The sequence below is a fragment of the Pseudomonas sp. 13159349 genome, assembly GCF_013305685.1.
GTDB classification, from domain to species: domain Bacteria; phylum Pseudomonadota; class Gammaproteobacteria; order Pseudomonadales; family Pseudomonadaceae; genus Aquipseudomonas; species Aquipseudomonas asiatica.
Map to the genome: position 1 here is coordinate 1,480,809 of NZ_CP045553.1, position 19,131 is coordinate 1,499,939.

Sequence of the window (19,131 nt, forward strand, 5' to 3'; positions counted from 1 at the left end):
GAGGCAGAGGCGCGCGGCCCCTTGGCGTCCACCTCGATATTGCGTCGGGCAAACAAGGCGGTCGTGTGCAATGGCACAGGCGTTACTGGCCCGAAACAGATGTGGGAGCGGGCTTGTCCCGCGAAGCGCCGCGCGGGCGGCGCTCGATCTCGCAGGCGCCACAAGGGCCGCGCCATGCACGCGCAGGCTCTGAACCTGTTGCGGCGAACACCTGTCAGACCCATTACATTTCCCAGGCAATCTCCGCAACCAATCTTTCATCCTCGCGACTGGTTACCTTTCGCCCCCGTGTATAAGGTATAGGCATTGCGGTAAATGGACAGGAATCCTCCATGCGTCTCTTCAATATTCTGGCAGTCGGTTGCCTGGCCCTGATCTCGGCCAGTGCCCAGGCTGAAAATGTCTCCGGCCTTTACCAGGTGCGCGAGCCGGTCACAGGGCAGGGCGCCGAAGCCCGTGCCGCGGCTACCATCCAGGCTCTCGATACCCTGGTAACGCGCCTGACCGGCGACCCCAAGGCGGCACAAAGCCCGGCATTGGCCGCTTTGCGCAAGGACCCGCAGCAAATCATCAACCAGGTCGCCAGCGAAGCCGGGCCACCCGAGTCGGTGTTGGTCGAGTTCGACCCTGGCAGTACCGAACGGGCCTTGCGCAAGGCCGGCCTGGCCTTGTGGGGCAGCAACCGCCCCTCGATCCTCGGATGGTGGCTGAACGACAGTGTCGAAGGCAGCAACCTGGTAGGTGACGGCCAGGCCAGCGCCCAACCCCTGCGTCGTGCCGCCCAGCACCGTGGCCTGCCGTTGCGGCTGCCGCTGGCCGACTTGCAGGAGCAATTGGTGGCCAATGCCGAGCAGATCGAAGGCAGTGACCCTGCGGCGCTGCGCGACGCCTCAGGGCGCTACGGCGCCGATGCCTTGCTGGCGGTGCATGCCCGGGAAGCCGACGGCAAATGGCAGGGCAAATGGCAGCTTTGGCTGGGTGACCAGCGTGAGCAAGGCACCGCCGAGGGTGCCGACCCGGCAGCGCTGGCCGACGCCGTGATGCTGGCGCTCAGCAGCCGCCTGGCGCCGCGCTACGTCACCCGCCCGGGGGCCAGCAGCCAGTTGCAGTTGCAAGTGCAGGGGATGAACCTGCAGCGCTACGCCGAGCTGGCCCGCGTGCTCGAACCCTTTGGCCCGCGCCTGCAGATGGCCGAAGGCAGCACCCTGACCTACGGTGTGACCGCCAACCGCGAACAGCTGCGCGCCCAGCTTGGCCTGGCCAAGCTGCAGGAAGTACCGGTAGAGCAGGCGCCCGCTGTGCAGCCCCCTCCAGCTCCGGCAGACGCTGCCGGCGCTGGGCAACCAGTGCCGGCCCAGCCAGCACCCAAGCCGTTCGACGGTTTGCGTTTTCGCTGGTAAGGGGAGCACACCGTGACCGACGTACGTCGTTGGATCTGGCTGGGCGTTGCCCTGCTGGTCGCCGTGCTGCTTTACAGCCTGCACAACATTCTTACCCCGTTCCTGGTCGGCGTGCTGCTGGCCTATCTGGCCGACCCGCTGGTCGACCGCCTGGAGCGCCTGGGGCTGTCGCGCACCTGGGGCGTAGTGGTGGTGTTCGGCCTGTTCACCTTGCTGTTGCTGGCCTTGCTGCTGGTTCTGGTGCCGCTGCTGGCCAAGCAGCTGGTGCGCCTGTACGAACTGGCGCCGCAGATGCTCGACTGGCTCGAGCACGTGGCGCTGCCCTGGGTGCAGAGCCGCCTGGGCCTGGCTGACGGCTTCTGGAAGTTCGACAAGATCAAGGCCGCCATCGGCTCGCACATGGGCCAGACCACCGATATCGTCGGTGTGCTGCTGTCCCATGCCACTGCCTCGAGCCTGGCGCTGATGGCCTGGCTGGCCAACATGGTGCTGATCCCGGTGGTGGGTTTCTATCTGCTGCGCGACTGGGACTTGATGATGGCCAAGCTGCGTGGCCTGCTGCCGCGCCAGCGTGAGCCGCAAGTGATGGGCCTTGCAGGCGAATGCCATGAGGTGCTGGGGGCGTTCGTGCGCGGGCAATTGATGGTGATGGTGGCCTTGGGCATCATCTATTCGGCCGGGCTGATGCTGGTGGGGCTGGAACTGGGGTTATTGATCGGCATGCTCGCCGGGTTGGCTGCCATCGTGCCGTACATGGGTTTCATCATCGGGATCGGCGCGGCCTTGGTGGCTGGCCTGTTCCAGTTTGGCGGCGACCTGTACCCGATGCTGGGTATCGTCGCAGTGTTCATGGTCGGCCAGGCGCTGGAAGGCATGGTGCTGACCCCGCTGCTGGTCGGTGACCGCATTGGCCTGCACCCGGTTGCGGTGATTTTCGCGATCCTGGCCGGCGGTGAGCTGTTCGGCTTTACCGGGGTGTTGCTGGCGCTGCCGGTGGCGGCGGTGATCATGGTGCTGCTGCGGCATGTGCATGACTTGTACAAGGAATCGGACATGTATGCCGGGGATATCGACCCGGAGTTGTGACCCCGGGGCCGCCTTAATGCCGGCCAGTTAAGAAAATTGGGGCTGCAAAGCAGCCCCAAAACAGCCAAAAAAAGCGCAACTCGTTGATTTTACTTGTGCTATCTGCTGCCGTGATTGTGCGCCCCGCGCTGCGGGTATAGACTTTGCACATTGTTCACCAAAGGCCCCCTGCGGTCCTGTCGACCGCCCGCGAGCATGAAACCACCGATCCAGTTGCCCCTGGGTGTGCGCCTGCGCGATGACGCCACCTTCATCAACTACTATCCGGGCGCCAATGCTGCGGCATTGGGCTACGTCGAGCGGCTATGCGAAGCCGACGCCGGCTGGACCGAGAGCCTTATCTACCTGTGGGGCAAGCAGGGTGTTGGCCGGACCCACCTGCTACAGGCCGCCACCCACCGCTTTCAGCAACGCGGCGAACCAGCCGTCTACCTGCCGCTGGCGCAATTGCTCGATCGTGGCGTAGAGCTGCTCGACTACCTGGCCCAGTACGAACTGGTATGCATCGACGACCTGCACGTGATCGCCGGCAAGGCTGACTGGGAAGAGGCCATGTTCCACCTGTTCAACCGCCTGCGTGACAGCGGCCGGCGCCTGCTGCTGGCCGCCTCGGCATCGCCGCGCGAACTGCCGATCAAGCTGCCGGACCTGAAGTCGCGGCTGACCCTGGCCCTGGTGTTCCAGATGCGTGGCCTGTCCGATGAAGACAAGCTGCGTGCCCTGCAACTGCGTGCTTCGCGCCGCGGCCTGCACCTTACCGACGAAGTCGGCCACTTCATCCTCACCCGCGGCGCACGCAGCATGAGCGCGTTGTTCGACCTGCTGGAACGCCTCGATCAGGCCTCGTTGCAGGCACAGCGCAAGCTCACCATCCCTTTCCTCAAAGAAACCCTGGGCTGGTAACCCCGAAAACGCTGGGCCAGAGCGGCAAAACGAAAAAGTCACATCTTTTTCGATAAAATTTGCAAATGGCCATGATAGAGGGCATAGTTTCACCCTTCTAAAGGATTACAGACACGGTCGTGCCCATGCTGAAGCGCTTCGCACCCCTCGTGCCACTCGCACTCGTGACCCTGCTTTTTGGCTGCGCGGCCCAAGGCCCAGCTTCTCATTCAGAGCTGCAGTCCCAGGATCACTCCCCGATCGCCGCACAATCGGCCTTCAAGGCCAAAGCCTCCTCCTCGTCGGTATTCGGCGAGCCGGAAGAGCTGGCTACCGAAGATGACCTGGAGACCTTCTCCAGCAGCAAGCCTTACCAGTTGCCAGCTCTGGCTGACAGCATTCTCGAGCGCGGCATGTCGCTGATCGGCACTCGCTATCGCTTCGGCGGTACCTCGGAGAAGTCCGGCTTCGACTGCAGTGGTTTCATCGGCTATCTGTTCCGCGAAGAGGCGGGTGTGACCCTGCCGCGTTCCACGCGTGAAATGATCAACGTCGATGCCCCGAAAGTGGCCCGCAACAAACTCAAGCCAGGTGACCTGCTGTTCTTCAGCACCAATGGTCGCGGCCGCGTCAGCCATGCTGGCATCTACCTGGGTGACAACCAGTTCATTCACTCCAGCAGCCGCCGCAGCGGTGGTGTGCGCATCGACAGCCTCGGTGACCGCTACTGGAGCAAGACCTTCATCGAAGCCAAGCGTGCCTTGGCCATGGCGCCGACCACCAATATCGCGCGCAACTGATAGCAAAATGATGTACCCTGCCGCGGCGGCGATGCTTTGAAAAAAGCTCGCCGCCGTGCGCATTTATAGAAAGCGTCTAATCTAATTTCTCAACTCTTTTCGGCTGCGGCCCAGCGGACTCAGACAGGATGTTCTGGCCATGGTAAAGATGGCGCGCTTCGCATTTCTCTCCTTGGCAGCCTTGCTGGCTGCCTGCTCCAGCCGTGCGCCTGCGCCGGCCCCTGTGGTACAGCCGCAGGTAACCTATAGCCAGCCCAGTCCGTCGCCGATTGCCGATGACGTGCTGATGCGTGCCATCGGCCTGGTGGGCACGCCTTATCGCTGGGGTGGCAATACGCCGGACTCCGGTTTCGATTGCAGTGGCCTGATCAAGTACGTCTATCGTGATGCTGCCGGCATAAGCCTGCCGCGTTCGACGCGTGAGATGATCGTAATGCGCGCGCCAACCGTGGATGCCAAGTCGCTGCAGTCCGGCGACTTGGTGTTCTTCGCCACCAGTGGCGGCTCGCAGGTCAGCCATGCCGGCATTTATGTGGGGGAAGGGCGCTTCGTGCATGCACCCTCCAGCGGCGGCACGGTGCGCTTGGACTACCTGTCCAACAGCTACTGGGCCAAGGCTTACCTGCAGGCCAAGCGCGTCATTCCGCAAGGGCATCTGGCGCAGAACCCCTGAGGACAGGCGGGGCTTTGCTTACCCGCCAGACCACGTTGCCGACATCATCGGCTACCAGCACGCCGCCACGCCCGTCGGTGATTACGCCGACCGGGCGCCCTTGGGCCTTGCCATGCTCATCCAGAAAACCGGTAAGCAGGTCTACGGGCTTGCCCGAGGGCTTTCCTGATGGGTCGAACGGCACGAAAATCACCTTGTAGCCACTGTGTGGCTTGCGGTTCCACGACCCGTGCTGGCCCACGAATGCCCCTTGTTCGAAGGGCGGTGGTAGCCCGTTCGGTTCGGCGAATGCCAGCCCCAGCGATGCCGTGTGTGGGCCTACGGCGTAGTCGGGCACCAGCGCCTGGGCTACTTTTTCAGGCGCTGGCGGTTGCACGCGCTCGTCCACGTGGCGGCCGTAGTAGCTATAGGGCCAGCCATAGAAACCGCCGTCCTTCACGGAAGTGATGTAGTCCGGTACCAGATCGCTACCGATCTCGTCACGCTCGTTGACTGCCGTCCACAACGTACCGCTGTGTGGCTCCCAGGCCAGGCCGTTAGGGTTGCGCAGGCCGGTGGCGAACAGGCGGTGCTGGCCGCTGGTGGGGTCCACTTCCCAGATCGCGGCGCGCCCCTGTTCCTTGTCCATGCCGTTTTCGCCTACGTTGCTGTTGGAGCCGACCGTCACGAAAAGCTTCTTGCCATCAGGGCTGGCGATTACGTTCTTGGTCCAGTGGTGGTTGAGCGGCCCGCCTGGCAACTCGACCACTGGCTGGCCTTCATTGCGAATTTGCATGGCACCGGGCTCGTAGTGAAAGCGCAGCAGCCTGTCGGTGTTGGCGACGTAGAGGTCCTTGCCGACCAGGGCCATGCCGAACGGTGAGTTGAGCTCTTCGATGAAGGTCGTGCGGATTTCAGCCACGCCGTCGTGGTCGGCATCACGTAGCAGGGTAATGCGGTTTGCGCTGGGTACGCCTGCGCCTGCCCGCTTCATCACCTTCTTCATGACCCAGCCGCGCAGGCCCTTGCCATCTTCGGGCTTGGGCGGGGCATTGGTTTCGGCCACCAGGACGTCGCCGTTGGGCAGCAGGTATAGCCAGCGAGGGTGGTCGAGCCCGCTGGCGAACGCTTTCACCTGAGTGCCTGGTGCTGCCTCGGGCTTGGCGTCCTTGGGCCAACCCACTGCCGGGGCGATATTCACGGTGGGGAGGGTGGTCTTGACCGGAGCAGGCAGCTGGGGGGTTGGGCCACTGCCGTCGAGTACATTCAGCAGGGCGGTTTCGCCGCAGGCAGTCAGGCTGGCGGCCAATAACCAAGGCGTCAGGTGTTTCATGGGGCGGCGTCCTCCTAACAGGGCCTATGAATTGAGAGGTCGGTGACATTCGCCAGGTTCCCGGAACCATCCAACTGCCGTTGCCGTTGCCGTTGCCGTTGCCGTTGCTTTTGCTTTTGCTTTTGCTTTTAAGCGCGCAATAGTTCAGGCGCCGCCGATTGCGACTTCAGGAGGCCGAGCGGAGGGACTGCGGAGGGAGGTGACGGGCATGGATGCCCGTCAAGCGCTGAGGCCCCATGGATGGGGCCTGCAGCGCGTACTCCCGGGAGCAGGCCCGTAGCGAGGGGACCCCGGAGCGGAGCGTAGGGGCCGGATGATGGGAGCCAGCGTTTTTTGGTTACTTTTTGTCGCGTTTGACAAAAAGTGACCCGCCGTAAGGGCGGAAAGGTGATTAAGCGCCACCTTCGAAAATGAATGTTGACCTTGTTGTTGATGCCCACGCTTGAAAGCGAAGAGCGAAGAGCGAAGAGCGAAGAGCGAAGAGCGAAGAGCGAAGAGCGAAGAGCGGAAAAGTACCGGTCTTGATCTCGCGGATAGTCCATTTACGATGGCGACGCTGACTCACCTTTTCGCCCTTACGGCGAGTCACTTTTTGTCAAACGCGACAAAAAGTAACCAAAAAACGCTGCGCTCCCATCATCCGGCCCCTCCGCTACGCTACGGGGTTCCCTCGCGCCGGTCTTGCTCCCGGGAGTACGCGCTGCAGGCCCCATCCATGGGGCCTCAGCGCTTGACGGGCATCCATGCCCGTCACCTCCCTCCGCAAGCCCTCTGCTCGGCCTCCTGAAGTCGCGAAGATCAAGATCAAGATCAAGATCAAGATCAAGATCAAGATCAAGATCAAGATCAAGATCAAGATCAAGATCAAGATCAAGAGCAAGAGCAAGAGCAAGAGCAAGAGCAAGAGCAAAAATCGTCAGAAACCGCAGTCGTGTAATACCAGTAATCGGAACTGGCTCCTCATGAAGGCTGGGCGTGGGGCACCTGCGGTGGCTCGCTTCACTACGACAGGAGACTTAAATAGGGCTCTGTGGGAGCGGGCGCGCCCGCGAACACCGGCGCAGCCGGTGCCAGCCACCGCGTTGGATTCTTCGCGGGCACGCCCGCTCCCACAGAAGCCACGTCGCGCTTGCGAAACGAGTTCCGGCCCCGGCCCGAGCCGAAGTTGCTTCAAGCCTGCTTGAGCAGCAACGCCACCCCCGGGAAATACTGCCCCAGCTCGTTGTGCAACTTGCGGTAGGCATACGGGAAGTACCAGGCGATGGCACAGGCGGTATGTTTCTGCAGATCGTCGACCAGGTCCTGCAGTTCCTCGGGGCTGGCATGCTGGCCAGCCTTCCACGGGCTGATGAACAGCGCACCAGCTTTCAACTGGCTGGGGTAGGCCACCTGGCGCGCCAGGGCAGTGGTCTGCTGCAGGGCGTCGGCCATGTCCAGCCGAGCGATTCTTGGCCAGCGCTGACTGACACTGAGGTACAGCGCTTCATCGGCACTGCTGATCGACAGGTCGCAGCGCCCTTCGTGTTCACCTTCGTCGCGTTGCTTCTTGCCGGCAAACTGCTGCAGCGCCGCCAGTTCGGCTTGCCAGGCCGCTGCGGCAAGCAGCCCCGTATTGGCGGCGGCGCCATGCCAGTAAGGTGCTTCGGCATCGCCAGCAAACTGGTTGAAGCGGTCAATACAGTCGCCCCAGCGCTCCAGCACCGGAGCAAGAAACTCCAGGCGCGGGTTGTTGATGATCTGGCCTCGCATGCTGCGCTCTCCTGTTGTAGTTGTGATCGCGTTCAGCTGAAAGTGATGGCTATGTGATATCACTGTATTCAGTGTGGCACAACAAGGTGAATTGGCCATTACCCGGGCGGTGCCTGTTCGGCTGCAAAGCGGCCCGCTTCGATTGACGCTCCCGGTCCAACCCTCTAACCTTCGCGCGTGTTTCAGGTGCCCTGCCAGCCCCGACTGGGCAGGGTGAAACTGGGAAGCCGGTGGGTGCCAGCATGGCGCGATTCCGGCGCTGCCCCCGCAACGGTAGGTGAGTCGCGGCCGCGCAGGGCCACTGGGTGCCAGCACCCGGGAAGGCGCGCAGGCCTGGGCCAAGGCCCGCTCACAAGCCCGGAGACCGGCCTGATACTGCCAACGGCATCACGGAGGGTGATGCGCGGTGCACCGTTGCCTACGGCCACGGCCCCTGCGCGTTCTCCGTCTGCCCGCCTTTTATCTGTCGCCGCGCGTTGCCGCGGGCGCCAGCCAGCGGAGAACCCTGATGAGCGAATCCACCGAACGCGACGAACGCCACCTGGCGCGCATGCAGCGCAAGAAGGCGATCATCGACGAACGTATCGCCAATTCCCCCAACGAATGCGGCCTGCTGCTGGTACTGACCGGCAATGGCAAGGGCAAGAGCAGCTCGGCCTTCGGTATGCTCGCGCGCGCACTGGGCCATGGCATGCAATGCGGTGTGGTGCAGTTCATCAAAGGCCGCAACAGCACCGGCGAAGAGCTGTTCTTCCGCCGTTTCCCCGAGCAGGTGCGCTACCACGTGATGGGCGAGGGCTTTACCTGGGAAACCCAGGATCGCCAGCGCGACATTGCCGCCGCCGAAGCAGCTTGGGCCGTTTCGCGCCAGTTGCTGCAAGATCCGAGCGTGCAGTTCGTGGTGCTCGATGAACTGAACATCGCCCTCAAGCACGGCTACCTCGACCTTGACCAGGTGCTGTCCGACATCCAGGCCCGCCCACCAATGCAGCATGTGATCGTCACTGGCCGTGCCGCGAAACCCGAGATGATCGAGCTGGCCGACACCGTGACCGAAATGGGCATGCTCAAGCACGCGTTCCAGGCCGGTATCCGTGCACAGAAGGGCGTGGAACTGTGAGCCAGTCGCGCCATTGCCCTGCGGTACTGATCGCGGCACCGGCCTCTGGTCAGGGCAAGACCACCGTCACCGCCGCCCTGGCCCGCCTGCACCGCAACCTTGGGCGCAAGGTGCGGGTGTTCAAGTGCGGCCCCGACTTTCTCGACCCGATGATCCTTGAGCGGGCCAGCGGCGCGCCGGTGTACCAGCTCGACCTGTGGATGATCGGCGCCGAGGAAAGCCGCCGCCTTCTGTGGGAGGCAGCCGGGGAGGCCGACCTGATCCTGATCGAAGGGGTGATGGGGCTGTTCGACGGCACGCCGTCCAGCGCCGACCTGGCGCGTCACTTCGGCGTGCCGGTACTGGCAGTGATCGACGGCACGGCCATGGCCCAGACCTTTGGCGCCTTGGCCCTGGGCCTGGCACGCTACCAGGCGGACCTGCCGTTTGCCGGTGTGTTGGCCAACCGGGTGGGCAGCCTGCGCCACGCGCAACTGCTGGAAGGTAGCCTGACCGAAGGCCTGCGCTGGTATGGCGGCTTGTCCCGCGAGCGCGGTATAGAGCTGCCCAGCCGCCACCTGGGGCTGGTCCAGGCCAGCGAGCTGAACGACCTGGACGCTCGTCTGGATGCCGCTGCCGAAGCGCTTGGCGCCAGTTGCGATGCCGCCTTGCCGCCGCCAGTGACCTTTGCCGAACCCGAGCCGCAAGCCAGTGTCGCCTCGTTGACCGGTGTGCGCATTGGCGTGGCGCGGGACGAGGCCTTTGCCTTCACCTATGGCGCCAACCTCGACCTGCTGCGCAACCTGGGCGCGCAGCTGGAGTTTTTCTCGCCGCTGCATGACCGCGAACTACCAGCAGTGGACAGCCTGTATCTGCCGGGCGGTTATCCCGAACTGCACCACCACGCCCTGGCTGCCAACGCGCCAATGAGCGAGGCGATCCGTGCCCATCACGCCCAGGGCAAACCGTTGCTGGCAGAGTGCGGCGGCATGCTGTACCTGCTCGATGCCCTGACCGACGTGGCCGGCGAGCGTGCCGAGCTGCTCGGCCTGCTGCCGGGCGAAGCGACCATGCAGAAGCGCCTGGCTGCCTTGGCCCTGCAGGCGGTGGAACTGCCGGAAGGCACCCTGCGCGGTCACACCTATCACCATTCGTTGACCAGTACCGTACTGGAGCCGATCGCACGTGGCCTGAGCCCCAACGGCGGGCGCGGCAACGAAGCGGTGTACCGTCTGGGTCGGCTGACGGCTTCCTACGTGCACTTCTACTTTCCCTCCAACCCTGATGCGGCGGCGGCGCTGTTGCGACCATGAGCGAATACGCCTACAGCGACGCCGAGCGCGCCGCGATCTATCGGGCCATCGGTGAACGCCGTGACATGCGCCATTTCGCCGGAGGCGAGGTAGCCCCGGAACTGCTGGGGCGCCTGTTGGCCGCCGCGCATCAGGCGCCGAGCGTCGGGCTGATGCAGCCCTGGCGTTTCATCCGCATCACCCGGCGCGATTTGCGTGCGCGCATCCAGGCGTTGGTGGAAGCAGAGCGGGTGCGTACCGCCGAAGCCTTGGGCGAACGCTCCGATGCCTTCATGAAACTGAAGGTGGAAGGCATCAATGACTGCGCCGAGCTGCTGGTGGCCGCCCTGATGGACAACCGCGAGCCGCACATCTTCGGCCGCCGCACCCTGCCGGAAATGGACCTGGCCTCGCTGGCCTGCGCCATCCAGAACCTTTGGCTGGCAGCCCGTGGCGAAGGCCTTGGCATGGGTTGGGTGTCGCTGTTCGACCCGCAGGCGCTGGCGGCGCTGCTGGGTATGCCGAGTGGGGCCAAGCCGGTCGCGGTGCTGTGCCTGGGGCCGGTGACCGAGTTCTATCCGGCACCAATGCTGGTGCTGGAAAACTGGGCCGAGGAACGGCCCTTGAGTGAAATGCTCTTTGAGAACCAATGGGGAGAGCGCCAATGAGCGTGGCCTTGCTGACCGTGGCCGGGGTGGCCCTGGATGCCTTGCTAGGCGAGCCGCAGCGGCGCCACCCGCTGGTGGCCTTTGGCAACATGGCCAGTAACCTGGAGCGCCGCCTCAATGCCGGTGGGCGCGGCTGGCGCAGTCACGGGGTGAGCGCATGGTTCCTGGCTGTGGTGCCGCTTACCCTGGTGGCACTGATTCTGTCCTGGCTGCCGTACATCGGCTGGCTGGTCGACGTGCTGGCGCTCTACTGCGCCGTCGGGCTGCGCAGCCTGGGTGAACACGTGTTACCAGTGGCCAGTGCCTTGCGCCAGGGTGACCTGCAAGAAGCGCGGCGCCGTGTGGGCTACCTGGTCAGCCGCGAAACCCGCGAACTTGACGAGCCTGCGGTGGCCCGGGCGGCCACCGAATCGGTGCTGGAAAATGGCAGCGATGCGGTATTCGCCGCGCTGTTCTGGTTCGTGGTCGCCGGCGCGCCTGGCGTGGTGCTGTACCGCCTGAGCAACACCTTGGATGCCATGTGGGGCTACCGCAACGAGCGCTTCGAACGCTTCGGCTGGTGTGCGGCGCGTGTCGATGATGTGCTCAACTATATTCCCGCCAGGCTGGTGGCGTTGACCTACGCGCTGCTGGGCAAGACCCGCCTGGCCCTGGCCTGCTGGCGCAAGCAGGGCCCGCTGTGGGACAGCCCCAATGCCGGGCCGGTGATGGCCGCCGGTGCTGGTGCGTTAGGGGTGGAACTCGGTGGCCCGGCGGTGTACCACGGCGAGCTGCATGAGCGGCCACGCCTGGGTGACGGGCCAATGGCCGACGCCGACGCCATCGAGCGCGGCTGGGGCCTGGTGCAGCGCGGCGTATGGCTATGGCTGCTGGTGATCTGCCTGGGGGCCTATATCAATGCTTGAACACGGAGGCCGCCTGCTGCGGGCGGTACGGCAATACGGCATCGCCCGCGAGCAGTGGCTCGACCTGTCCAGCGGCATTGCGCCATGGCCTTTCCCGATTCCACAGATCCCCATGGAGGCCTGGGCCCGCCTGCCGGAGACCGAGGACGGCCTGGAGGACGCCGCGCGTGCGTATTACGGCGCCCGCCAATTGCTGGCGGTGGCCGGTTCCCAGGCCGCGATCCAGGCCTTGCCGCTGTTGCGCGCAGCCGGCCGGGTGGGGGTGTTGACGCCTTGCTATGCCGAGCACCCATACGCCTGGCAACGGGCGGGGCACCAGTTGCTGGAGCTGGACGAAGCGCAGGTAGAGGCGACGCTCGACAGCCTCGACGTACTGGTGCTGGTCAACCCCAACAACCCCACCGGCCGCCGGGTGCCGCGTGAACGCCTGCTGGATTGGCATGCGCGCCTGGCCGCCCGCGGTGGTTGGCTGCTGGTCGATGAAGCGTTCATGGACAACACCCCTGCGCAAAGCGTGGTCGATTGTGCCGAGCGCCCGGGGCTGATTGTGCTGCGCTCGTTCGGCAAGTTCTTCGGCCTGGCCGGCGTGCGCCTGGGGTTCGTTGCCGCCGAACGCAGCCTGCTGCTGCGCCTGGCCGAGTTGCTTGGGCCGTGGACCGTCAATGGCCCGACCCGGGTGCTGGCCCAGGCCAGCCTGGCCGACCACGCCGCCCAGCGTGTGCAGGTCGAACGCTGCGCTGCCGCCAGCCAGCGGCTGGCTATGCTGTTGCGCAGCGCCGGCCTGGCGCCCAGCGGCGGATGCGACCTGTTCCAGTACGTGCGCAGCGAGCACGCTGCGCAACTGCATGACTTTCTTGCCCGCCGCGGCATCCTGGTGCGGCTGTTCGAGCAGCCGTCGGCGGTACGCCTTGGGCTGCCTGCCCATGCGGCGGACGAACAGCGCCTGGCCCAGGCCCTGGCGGCCTATCAGAAGGAAACGGCATGACCACCCTCATGGTGCAAGGCACCACCTCCGACGCCGGCAAGAGTACGCTGGTGACCGCACTGTGCCGCTGGCTGTTGCGCCAGGGCGTCGGCGTGGTGCCGTTCAAGCCGCAGAACATGGCGCTGAACAGCGCGGTGACCGCCGATGGCGGTGAAATCGGCCGGGCCCAGGCGGTGCAGGCCCAGGCCTGCCGGCTGCAACCACACACCGACATGAACCCGGTGCTGCTCAAGCCCAACAGCGACACCGGCGCCCAGGTGATCATCCATGGCCGTGCCGTCACCAGCATGAACGCGGTGGCCTACCACGACTACAAGGCCATCGCCATGCAGGCGGTGCTGGCTTCGCACCTGCGTCTGAGTGCTGCTTGGCCGGTGGTCATGGTCGAAGGCGCGGGCTCGCCGGCGGAGATCAACCTGCGTGCCGGTGACATCGCCAACATGGGCTTTGCCGAAGCGGTGGACTGCCCGGTGATTCTGGTTGCCGACATCAATCGTGGTGGTGTGTTCGCCCATCTGGTCGGCACGCTGGAACTGCTGTCGCCCAGTGAGCAGGCGCGGGTAAAGGGCTTTGTCATCAACCGCTTCCGCGGCGACATCGCCTTGCTGCAGCCGGGGCTGGATTGGCTGGAGCAGCGCACCGGCAAGCCGGTGCTGGGCGTGCTGCCGTATGTCACCGATCTGCATCTGGAAGCCGAAGACGGCATCGACGCACGCCAGGGGGCAAAGGCCGAGCGCGTGCTCAAGGTGATCGTCCCGGCACTGCCGCGTATCAGTAACCACACCGACTTTGACCCGCTGCGCCTGCACCCCCAGGTGGACCTGCAGTTCATCGGCGCGGGCCAGCCGATCCCGGCCGCCGACCTGATCATCCTGCCGGGTTCCAAGAGTGTGCGCGGCGACCTGGCGCAACTGCGTGAGCGCGGTTGGGACAAGGCCATCGACCGGCACCTGCGCTATGGCGGCAAGCTGATCGGGATCTGCGGCGGCCTGCAGATGCTGGGCCGCGAAGTGCATGACCCGCTTGGTCTCGAAGGGGTCGCCGGCTCCAGCCCGGGGCTTGGCCTGCTCGATTACGCCACGGTGCTCGAAGCCGAGAAGCAACTGCGCAACGTTGCCGGCACGCTGAACCTCGAAGCAGTCCCGGTTGCCGGTTATGAAATTCATGCCGGCGTCACCACAGGGCCTGCCCTGGAGCAGCCAGCCGTGCAACTTGCCGATGGCCGTTGCGATGGTGCTGTCAGCGCCGATGGCCAGATAGTTGCCACCTATCTGCACGGCCTGTTCGAAGGCAGCCAGTCGTGCGCGGCGCTGCTGCGCTGGGCTGGCCTGGAGGATGTGCAGACCGTCGATTACCAGGCCCTGCGCGAACGCGATATCGAGCGCCTGGCCGATCTGGTGGAAAAGCACCTGGACACCGCGCGCCTGCGCCAGCTCTGTGGGGTGGCCTGACATGCTCAACCTGATCCTCGGCGGCGCCCGCTCGGGCAAGAGCCGCCTGGCCGAACAGCTGGCCAGCGCCAGTGGCCTGCCGGTGACCTACATCGCCACCAGCCAGCCGCTGGATGGTGAAATGAACGAACGCGTGCTGCTGCATCGCCAGCGTCGCCCTGATGACTGGGGGTTGATCGAGGAACCCCTGGCCCTGGCCGCGGTACTGCGCGCCGAAGCGGCCGAAGGGCGCTGCCTGCTGGTGGATTGCCTGACCCTCTGGCTGACCAACCTGCTGATGCTCGAAGACGACCAGCGCCTGGCCGAGGAGCGTGATGCGCTGCTGGCCTGCCTGGAACAGTCGCCGGGCACGGTCATCCTGGTCAGTAACGAAACCGGCCTGGGCGTCGTGCCCATGGGCGAGCTGACTCGTCGCTATGTCGACCTGGCCGGCTGGCTGCACCAGGCCGTGGCCGAACGCTGTCAGCGCGTGGTGCTGACTGTGGCCGGCCTACCCCTAATGCTCAAAGGACCTGCACTATGACCCAAGCCTGGTGGCGTGACGCCTGCCAACCTCTCGACAACGCCGCCATGGACCAGGCCCGCGCTCGTCAGCAACAGCTGACCAAACCTGCCGGTTCGCTAGGCCAACTGGAAGGATTGGCCATTCAGCTGGCCGGTCTGCAGGGGTGTGAACGGCCGACCTTGGATAACGCCGCAATCAGCATTTTTGCCGGTGACCACGGCGTGGTCGAGGAAGGCATCTCGGCCTACCCGCAAGCGGTGACCGGGCAGATGCTGCGCAACTTCGTCGGTGGTGGCGCGGCAATCAGCGTGCTGGCGCGCCAGCTGCAGGCGAGTCTGGAAGTGGTCGACCTGGGCACCATCGACCCCCACCTGGAACTGCCTGGCGTGCGCCACCTGCGCCTTGGCGCCGGTACCGCCAACTTCGCCCGCCAGCCGGCGATGACCGAGGGCCAGCTGCAGGCCGCCCTGCAGGCCGGTCGCGATAGTGCCCTGCGCGCCGCCGAACAGGGCGCGCAGCTGTTCATCGGGGGCGAGATGGGTATTGGCAACACCACGGCTGCCGCTGCCCTGGCCAGCGTGTTGCTCGGTTGCCCGCCTGCTGAATTAAGTGGCCCGGGTACCGGCCTGGACCACGCCGGGGTGCGGCACAAGGCCGAGGTCATCGAGCGTGCGTTGAGCCTGCATGGCCTTAGCGCCAACGATCCATTGCAGGCACTGGGCTGTGTCGGTGGTTTCGAGATCGCGGCCTTGGCCGGTGCCTACATTGGCTGCGCGCAGGCGGGTATCGCGGTACTGGTGGACGGCTTCATCTGCAGTGTCGCCGCGCTGCTGGCGGTGCGTCTCAACCCGCAGTGTCGGGCCTGGCTGGTGTTTGCCCACCAAGGCGCAGAGCCTGGGCACAAAGCCTTGCTCGACGCCTTGCAGGCCGAGCCGTTGCTGGCCCTGGGCCTGCGCCTGGGCGAGGGCAGTGGGGCTGCCCTGGCCGTGCCGCTGTTGCGCCTGGCCTGTGCGTTGCACGGGCAGATGGCGACCTTTGCCGAGGCTGCGGTGGCGGACCGCCCGGCATGATCCTCGACCTGCTGCGCCATGGCGAAACCGAACAGGGCGGCCTGCGTGGCAGCCTTGATGATGCCTTGATCGACAAGGGCTGGGCGCAGATGCGTGAAGCCGTGGCCGAAGCCGGCCCGTGGGAGGTGCTGGTCAGTTCGCCGCTGCAGCGCTGTGCGCGTTTTGCCGAGGAACTGGGCGAGCGGCTGAACCTGCCTGTGCAGCGCGAAGCGGCATTGCAGGAGCTGCATTTTGGCGACTGGGAGGGCCGTAGTGCCGCGCAGATCATGGAAGACCAGGCGGACGCGCTGGGGCGCTTCTGGGCGGACCCTTACGCGTTTACGCCACCTAATGGCGAGCCAGTCGAGGCGTTCGCCGAGCGAGTGCTGGCCGCTGTCGAGCGCCTGGGGCGCCAGCATGCTGGCAAGCGCGTGCTGCTGGTCACCCATGGCGGTGTGATGCGGCTGCTGCTGGCACGTGCCCGTGGTTTGCCAAGGGCGCAGTTGCTGCAGGTCGAAGTCGGCCACGCTGCGCTGATGCGACTGGTGCCGGGTGACGACGGCCAGTGGGTCGAGGGGCGCTGACATGTTGCCGTTGTGGATTGCCTTGCAGTTTCTCAGCAGCCTGCCGGTGAGTCTGCCGGGCATGCCGGCGCCGCGCGAGGTGGGGCGCTCGCTGCTCTGCTACCCGCTGGTCGGGTTGCTGTTCGGCCTGTTGCTGTGGCTGGCCAGCTACCTGCTGCAGGGCACGCCTGCGTCGCTGCACGCGGCCCTGCTGCTCACGTTGTGGGTGTTGCTCAGTGGCGCCTTGCACCTGGATGGCCTGGCGGACAGCGCCGACGCTTGGCTTGGCGGTTTCGGTGACCGCGAACGCACCTTGCTGATCATGAAGGACCCACGTAGCGGGCCGATTGCCGTGGTCACCCTGGTGCTGGTGCTGTTGCTGAAGTTCTGCGCTTTGTGGGTGCTGGTCGAGCAGGGCATTGGCGCACAGTTGCTACTGGCACCGTTGATCGGGCGGGCGGCGATGCTCGGGCTGTTCCTGAGTACGCCATATGTACGGCAGGGCGGTTTGGGGCAGGCGCTGGCCGAGCACCTGCCCCGGCATGCGGCCGGCTGGGTGCTGCTGGGCTGTGTGCTTTTCTGTCTGGTCCTGGGCGGGTGGATCGTGGTGCTGGCGTTGGCGGTGTTTGCCTGGTTGCGGCACCTGATGTGCCGGCGCCTGGGCGGGACTACCGGCGATACCGCTGGTGCAATGCTGGAGTTGCTCGAACTGGCCGTGGTGCTGGGGTTGGCGTTGGGCCTCTGAGCCTTGCTCTGGGCCCTGTAGGAGCGGCCTTGTGTCGCGAATGGGCTGCAAAGCAGCCCCGGCAATTTATGCACTAACGCTGAAGTCATGGGGCTGCTTTGCAGCCCTTTCGCGACACAAGGCCGCTCCTACAAGTGACCGCGCAAGCAGGATGTTTCTGTAGGGCGTTTCTGAGCCTAACGTGTCGGTAAATTCCTGAAAAACTCAGCAAGAACCGGCATCTTTTCACTGGCGTATGCTTGCCCCTCCCGCAAACTGTCGAGGAGTGTCGGCACCATGCGTCATGTCATTCTTGCTGCGTTTTTGTTGGCCATGGGGCCTGCCGCCGTGGCAGCCGATCTCATGGCTTTCTGGAACACCCCCCGCCACGGTGGCAACAGCTTCAACCGGCTGCCACCTGACCAAGCCTACTTCGACGCCTTGAGCGGTTATGGCGCGACCTGGGTGCGGCTGTCCTACGACAAATGGCAGCCGGCGGAACGCGATTTCCTCCTCGGCGATGCCGATGCCTACCAAGGCCTGCCTGCCGCCGACCTGGCAACGCTGCGAGCCACCCTCGACCGCGCCCACCAAGCCGGCCTCAAGGTGGTCATCGCACCGCTCTCGCTACCCGGCATGCGCTGGTCGCAAAACAACCATGGCCAGTTCGACGACCGCCTCTGGCAGGACAAACGCTACTGGTTGCAGGCTGCGGCCTTCTGGCGGGATCTGGCCCATGAGCTGAAAGGTCACCCGGCCATCGCCGCCTACAACCTGGTCAACGAGCCCGCCCCGGAGAAGCACGGTGGCCTGGCCGAGCATGCCGACCCTGGGCAAATGCAGCAGTGGTATGCAGGGCAGCAGGGCAGTGCGCGTGATCTGCCGGCTCTGTATCGGCAGTTGATAGCGGCCATTCGCGAGGAGGACGCGGACACGCCGGTCATGCTCGATGCCGGCTGGTTCGCCGCCGCTGATGCCTTCGGTTACTGGCCGGCTCCCCTGGAAGACCAGCGGGTGCTGTACAGCGTGCACATGTACGAGCCCTATCTGGTGACCAGTGCACCGAACATGACGCGCAAGCAACCCATCGCCTATCCCGGCCCGGCACCGTTTGCGGGGCAGACGCAGCAGTGGGATGGCCAGCGTGTGGCGCAATACCTGCGCCAGCCGCTGGATTGGGCCGCGGCCATGAACGTGCCCCGCTCGCGGCTGGTGGTGGGTGAGTTCGGCTGCATGCGCAGGCTGCCGGGCTGCCGGCAATACCTGGAAGACGTGCTCAGCGTGCTGGATCGCCACCGGTTGCACTGGGCCTTCTACAGCTTCCGTGAAGATAACTGGGACGGCATGGACTACGAATTGGGCTCGACCAGGGTACCGTGGCGCTATTGGCAGGCAATCGAGCAGGGCGCTCCAGACCCGCTGGCGCGCAAGGCCACGGTGGAGTTCGAGCCGATTCGCAAGCGCCTGAACCCAGGCTGAGGTGTCTGACAGTCGTGAAAACTCTTGCAACACACATGATGCGGGTATATACACGTATCCATGTTGACCAGTGAATGCATCTGCACCCATCTGCGTCGCGCCGCCCGTGGGGTGAGCCGGCATTACGACGAGGCCCTTGCCAGCTTTGGGGTCAATGTCGCCCAGTTTTCCCTGTTGCGTCATCTGCAGCGGCTCGATCGTCCCAGTATCACCACCCTGGCGGAGGCCATGGGCCTGGAGCGCAGTACCCTGGGCCGCAACCTACGGGTGCTGGAGGCTGAAGGGCTGGTGGCCTTGGCCGATGGTGACGACCAACGCAACCGCGTGGTGCTGCTGACCGAGGCCGGTACCCAGTTGCTGCACGCGGCCCATCCGGCCTGGGAACAGGCACAGGCAGAGTTGGTGGAGCGGCTGGGGGCAGGGCAGCGGGATGAACTGGTCCGTTTGCTGAACCAGCTGGCTTGAAATTGATACGACTATAAGCGGGTATATACCCGTAAAACCTTGCG

The 19,131-nt window shown here is 65.0% G+C and carries 20 protein-coding genes and 1 riboswitch; of the genes, 18 read left to right on the top strand and 2 right to left on the bottom strand.

Annotation, left to right across the window (positions count from 1 at the left end):
- Positions 1-332: 332 nt before the first annotated feature.
- The 5 genes from GEV38_RS07010 to GEV38_RS07030 all read left to right on the top strand — a co-directional run bounded on the left by GEV38_RS07010 (position 333) and on the right by GEV38_RS07030 (position 4,841).
- Entirely contained in the window at positions 333-1,400 is a 1,068-nt protein-coding gene (locus tag GEV38_RS07010) for a DUF2066 domain-containing protein (protein WP_054573072.1), read from the top strand.
- A 12-nt stretch (positions 1,401-1,412) separates the two neighbouring features.
- Complete coding sequence (locus tag GEV38_RS07015) at positions 1,413-2,486, top strand: AI-2E family transporter (protein WP_054573073.1); 1,074 nt, start codon at positions 1,413-1,415, stop codon at positions 2,484-2,486.
- A gap of 195 nt (positions 2,487-2,681) precedes the next feature.
- Positions 2,682-3,389 (top strand): DnaA regulatory inactivator Hda, encoded by a 708-nt coding sequence (gene hda / locus GEV38_RS07020; protein ID WP_015269238.1) that lies wholly within the window; start codon positions 2,682-2,684, stop codon positions 3,387-3,389.
- Positions 3,390-3,514: 125 nt separating this feature from the next.
- Positions 3,515-4,168 (top strand): C40 family peptidase, encoded by a 654-nt coding sequence (locus GEV38_RS07025; RefSeq protein ID WP_015269239.1) that lies wholly within the window; start codon positions 3,515-3,517, stop codon positions 4,166-4,168.
- A gap of 139 nt (positions 4,169-4,307) precedes the next feature.
- Positions 4,308-4,841: a C40 family peptidase gene (locus GEV38_RS07030; RefSeq protein ID WP_013971371.1), complete on the top strand. Its 534-nt coding sequence runs from the start codon at positions 4,308-4,310 to the stop codon at positions 4,839-4,841.
- On the opposite strand, the gene GEV38_RS07035 is transcribed toward GEV38_RS07030, so the two are convergent.
- Positions 4,807-6,153 carry a sorbosone dehydrogenase family protein gene (locus tag GEV38_RS07035; RefSeq protein ID WP_054573074.1) on the bottom strand — a complete coding sequence of 449 codons (1,347 nt, stop codon included), beginning with the start codon at positions 6,151-6,153 and terminating at the stop codon, positions 4,807-4,809. The two genes, GEV38_RS07030 and GEV38_RS07035, sit on opposite strands and share 35 nt — an antisense overlap.
- Before the next feature lie 743 nt (positions 6,154-6,896).
- Here GEV38_RS07035 and GEV38_RS07040 point away from each other — a divergent pair.
- Positions 6,897-7,337: a hypothetical protein gene (locus tag GEV38_RS07040; RefSeq protein ID WP_173895511.1), complete on the top strand. Its 441-nt coding sequence runs from the start codon at positions 6,897-6,899 to the stop codon at positions 7,335-7,337.
- Here the strand turns inward: GEV38_RS07040 and GEV38_RS07045 are convergent.
- Complete coding sequence (locus GEV38_RS07045; protein WP_015269242.1) at positions 7,324-7,902, bottom strand: hypothetical protein; 579 nt, start codon at positions 7,900-7,902, stop codon at positions 7,324-7,326. The genes GEV38_RS07040 and GEV38_RS07045 overlap by 14 nt on opposite strands.
- 167 nt (positions 7,903-8,069) lie before the next feature.
- A riboswitch (cobalamin riboswitch) is annotated at positions 8,070-8,290 on the top strand.
- 120 nt (positions 8,291-8,410) lie between these two features.
- Between GEV38_RS07045 and cobO the strand changes: the two genes are divergently transcribed.
- From cobO to GEV38_RS07105, 12 genes are all read left to right on the top strand, one after another.
- Positions 8,411-9,022, top strand: a complete 612-nt coding sequence (cobO, locus tag GEV38_RS07050; RefSeq protein ID WP_013971375.1) for a cob(I)yrinic acid a,c-diamide adenosyltransferase — start codon at positions 8,411-8,413, stop codon at positions 9,020-9,022.
- The gene (locus tag GEV38_RS07055) at positions 9,019-10,314 is read left to right on the top strand and encodes a cobyrinate a,c-diamide synthase (protein ID WP_015269243.1); all 1,296 of its coding nucleotides are present in this window, start codon (positions 9,019-9,021) and stop codon (positions 10,312-10,314) included. The genes cobO and GEV38_RS07055 overlap by 4 nt, the downstream gene beginning before the upstream one ends.
- Positions 10,311-10,961 carry a 5,6-dimethylbenzimidazole synthase gene (gene bluB, locus GEV38_RS07060; protein WP_015269244.1) on the top strand — a complete coding sequence of 217 codons (651 nt, stop codon included), beginning with the start codon at positions 10,311-10,313 and terminating at the stop codon, positions 10,959-10,961. The genes GEV38_RS07055 and bluB overlap by 4 nt, the downstream gene beginning before the upstream one ends.
- Entirely contained in the window at positions 10,958-11,866 is a 909-nt protein-coding gene (gene cbiB / locus GEV38_RS07065; RefSeq protein WP_015269245.1) for an adenosylcobinamide-phosphate synthase CbiB, read from the top strand. The genes bluB and cbiB overlap by 4 nt, the downstream gene beginning before the upstream one ends.
- On the top strand, positions 11,859-12,851 hold the full coding sequence (gene cobD / locus GEV38_RS07070) for a threonine-phosphate decarboxylase CobD (RefSeq protein WP_015269246.1): 993 nt from the start codon (positions 11,859-11,861) through the stop codon (positions 12,849-12,851). Before cbiB ends, cobD begins: the two co-directional genes overlap by 8 nt.
- Positions 12,848-14,302 (top strand): cobyric acid synthase, encoded by a 1,455-nt coding sequence (locus GEV38_RS07075; RefSeq protein ID WP_054572794.1) that lies wholly within the window; start codon positions 12,848-12,850, stop codon positions 14,300-14,302. The genes cobD and GEV38_RS07075 overlap by 4 nt, the downstream gene beginning before the upstream one ends.
- 1 nt (position 14,303) lies before the next feature.
- Positions 14,304-14,825, top strand: a complete 522-nt coding sequence (gene cobU / locus GEV38_RS07080; protein WP_054572793.1) for a bifunctional adenosylcobinamide kinase/adenosylcobinamide-phosphate guanylyltransferase — start codon at positions 14,304-14,306, stop codon at positions 14,823-14,825.
- On the top strand, positions 14,822-15,877 hold the full coding sequence (gene cobT / locus GEV38_RS07085; protein WP_015269249.1) for a nicotinate-nucleotide--dimethylbenzimidazole phosphoribosyltransferase: 1,056 nt from the start codon (positions 14,822-14,824) through the stop codon (positions 15,875-15,877). Before cobU ends, cobT begins: the two co-directional genes overlap by 4 nt.
- Positions 15,874-16,440: a histidine phosphatase family protein gene (locus GEV38_RS07090; protein ID WP_054572792.1), complete on the top strand. Its 567-nt coding sequence runs from the start codon at positions 15,874-15,876 to the stop codon at positions 16,438-16,440. The genes cobT and GEV38_RS07090 overlap by 4 nt, the downstream gene beginning before the upstream one ends.
- Position 16,441: 1 nt before the next feature.
- Positions 16,442-17,164 carry an adenosylcobinamide-GDP ribazoletransferase gene (locus GEV38_RS07095; protein WP_015269251.1) on the top strand — a complete coding sequence of 241 codons (723 nt, stop codon included), beginning with the start codon at positions 16,442-16,444 and terminating at the stop codon, positions 17,162-17,164.
- Positions 17,165-17,506: 342 nt separating this feature from the next.
- The gene (locus tag GEV38_RS07100; RefSeq protein WP_173896067.1) at positions 17,507-18,622 is read left to right on the top strand and encodes a glycoside hydrolase family 5 protein; all 1,116 of its coding nucleotides are present in this window, start codon (positions 17,507-17,509) and stop codon (positions 18,620-18,622) included.
- A 60-nt stretch (positions 18,623-18,682) separates the two neighbouring features.
- The gene (locus tag GEV38_RS07105; protein WP_013971386.1) at positions 18,683-19,087 is read left to right on the top strand and encodes a MarR family winged helix-turn-helix transcriptional regulator; all 405 of its coding nucleotides are present in this window, start codon (positions 18,683-18,685) and stop codon (positions 19,085-19,087) included.
- Positions 19,088-19,131 lie beyond the last annotated feature (44 nt).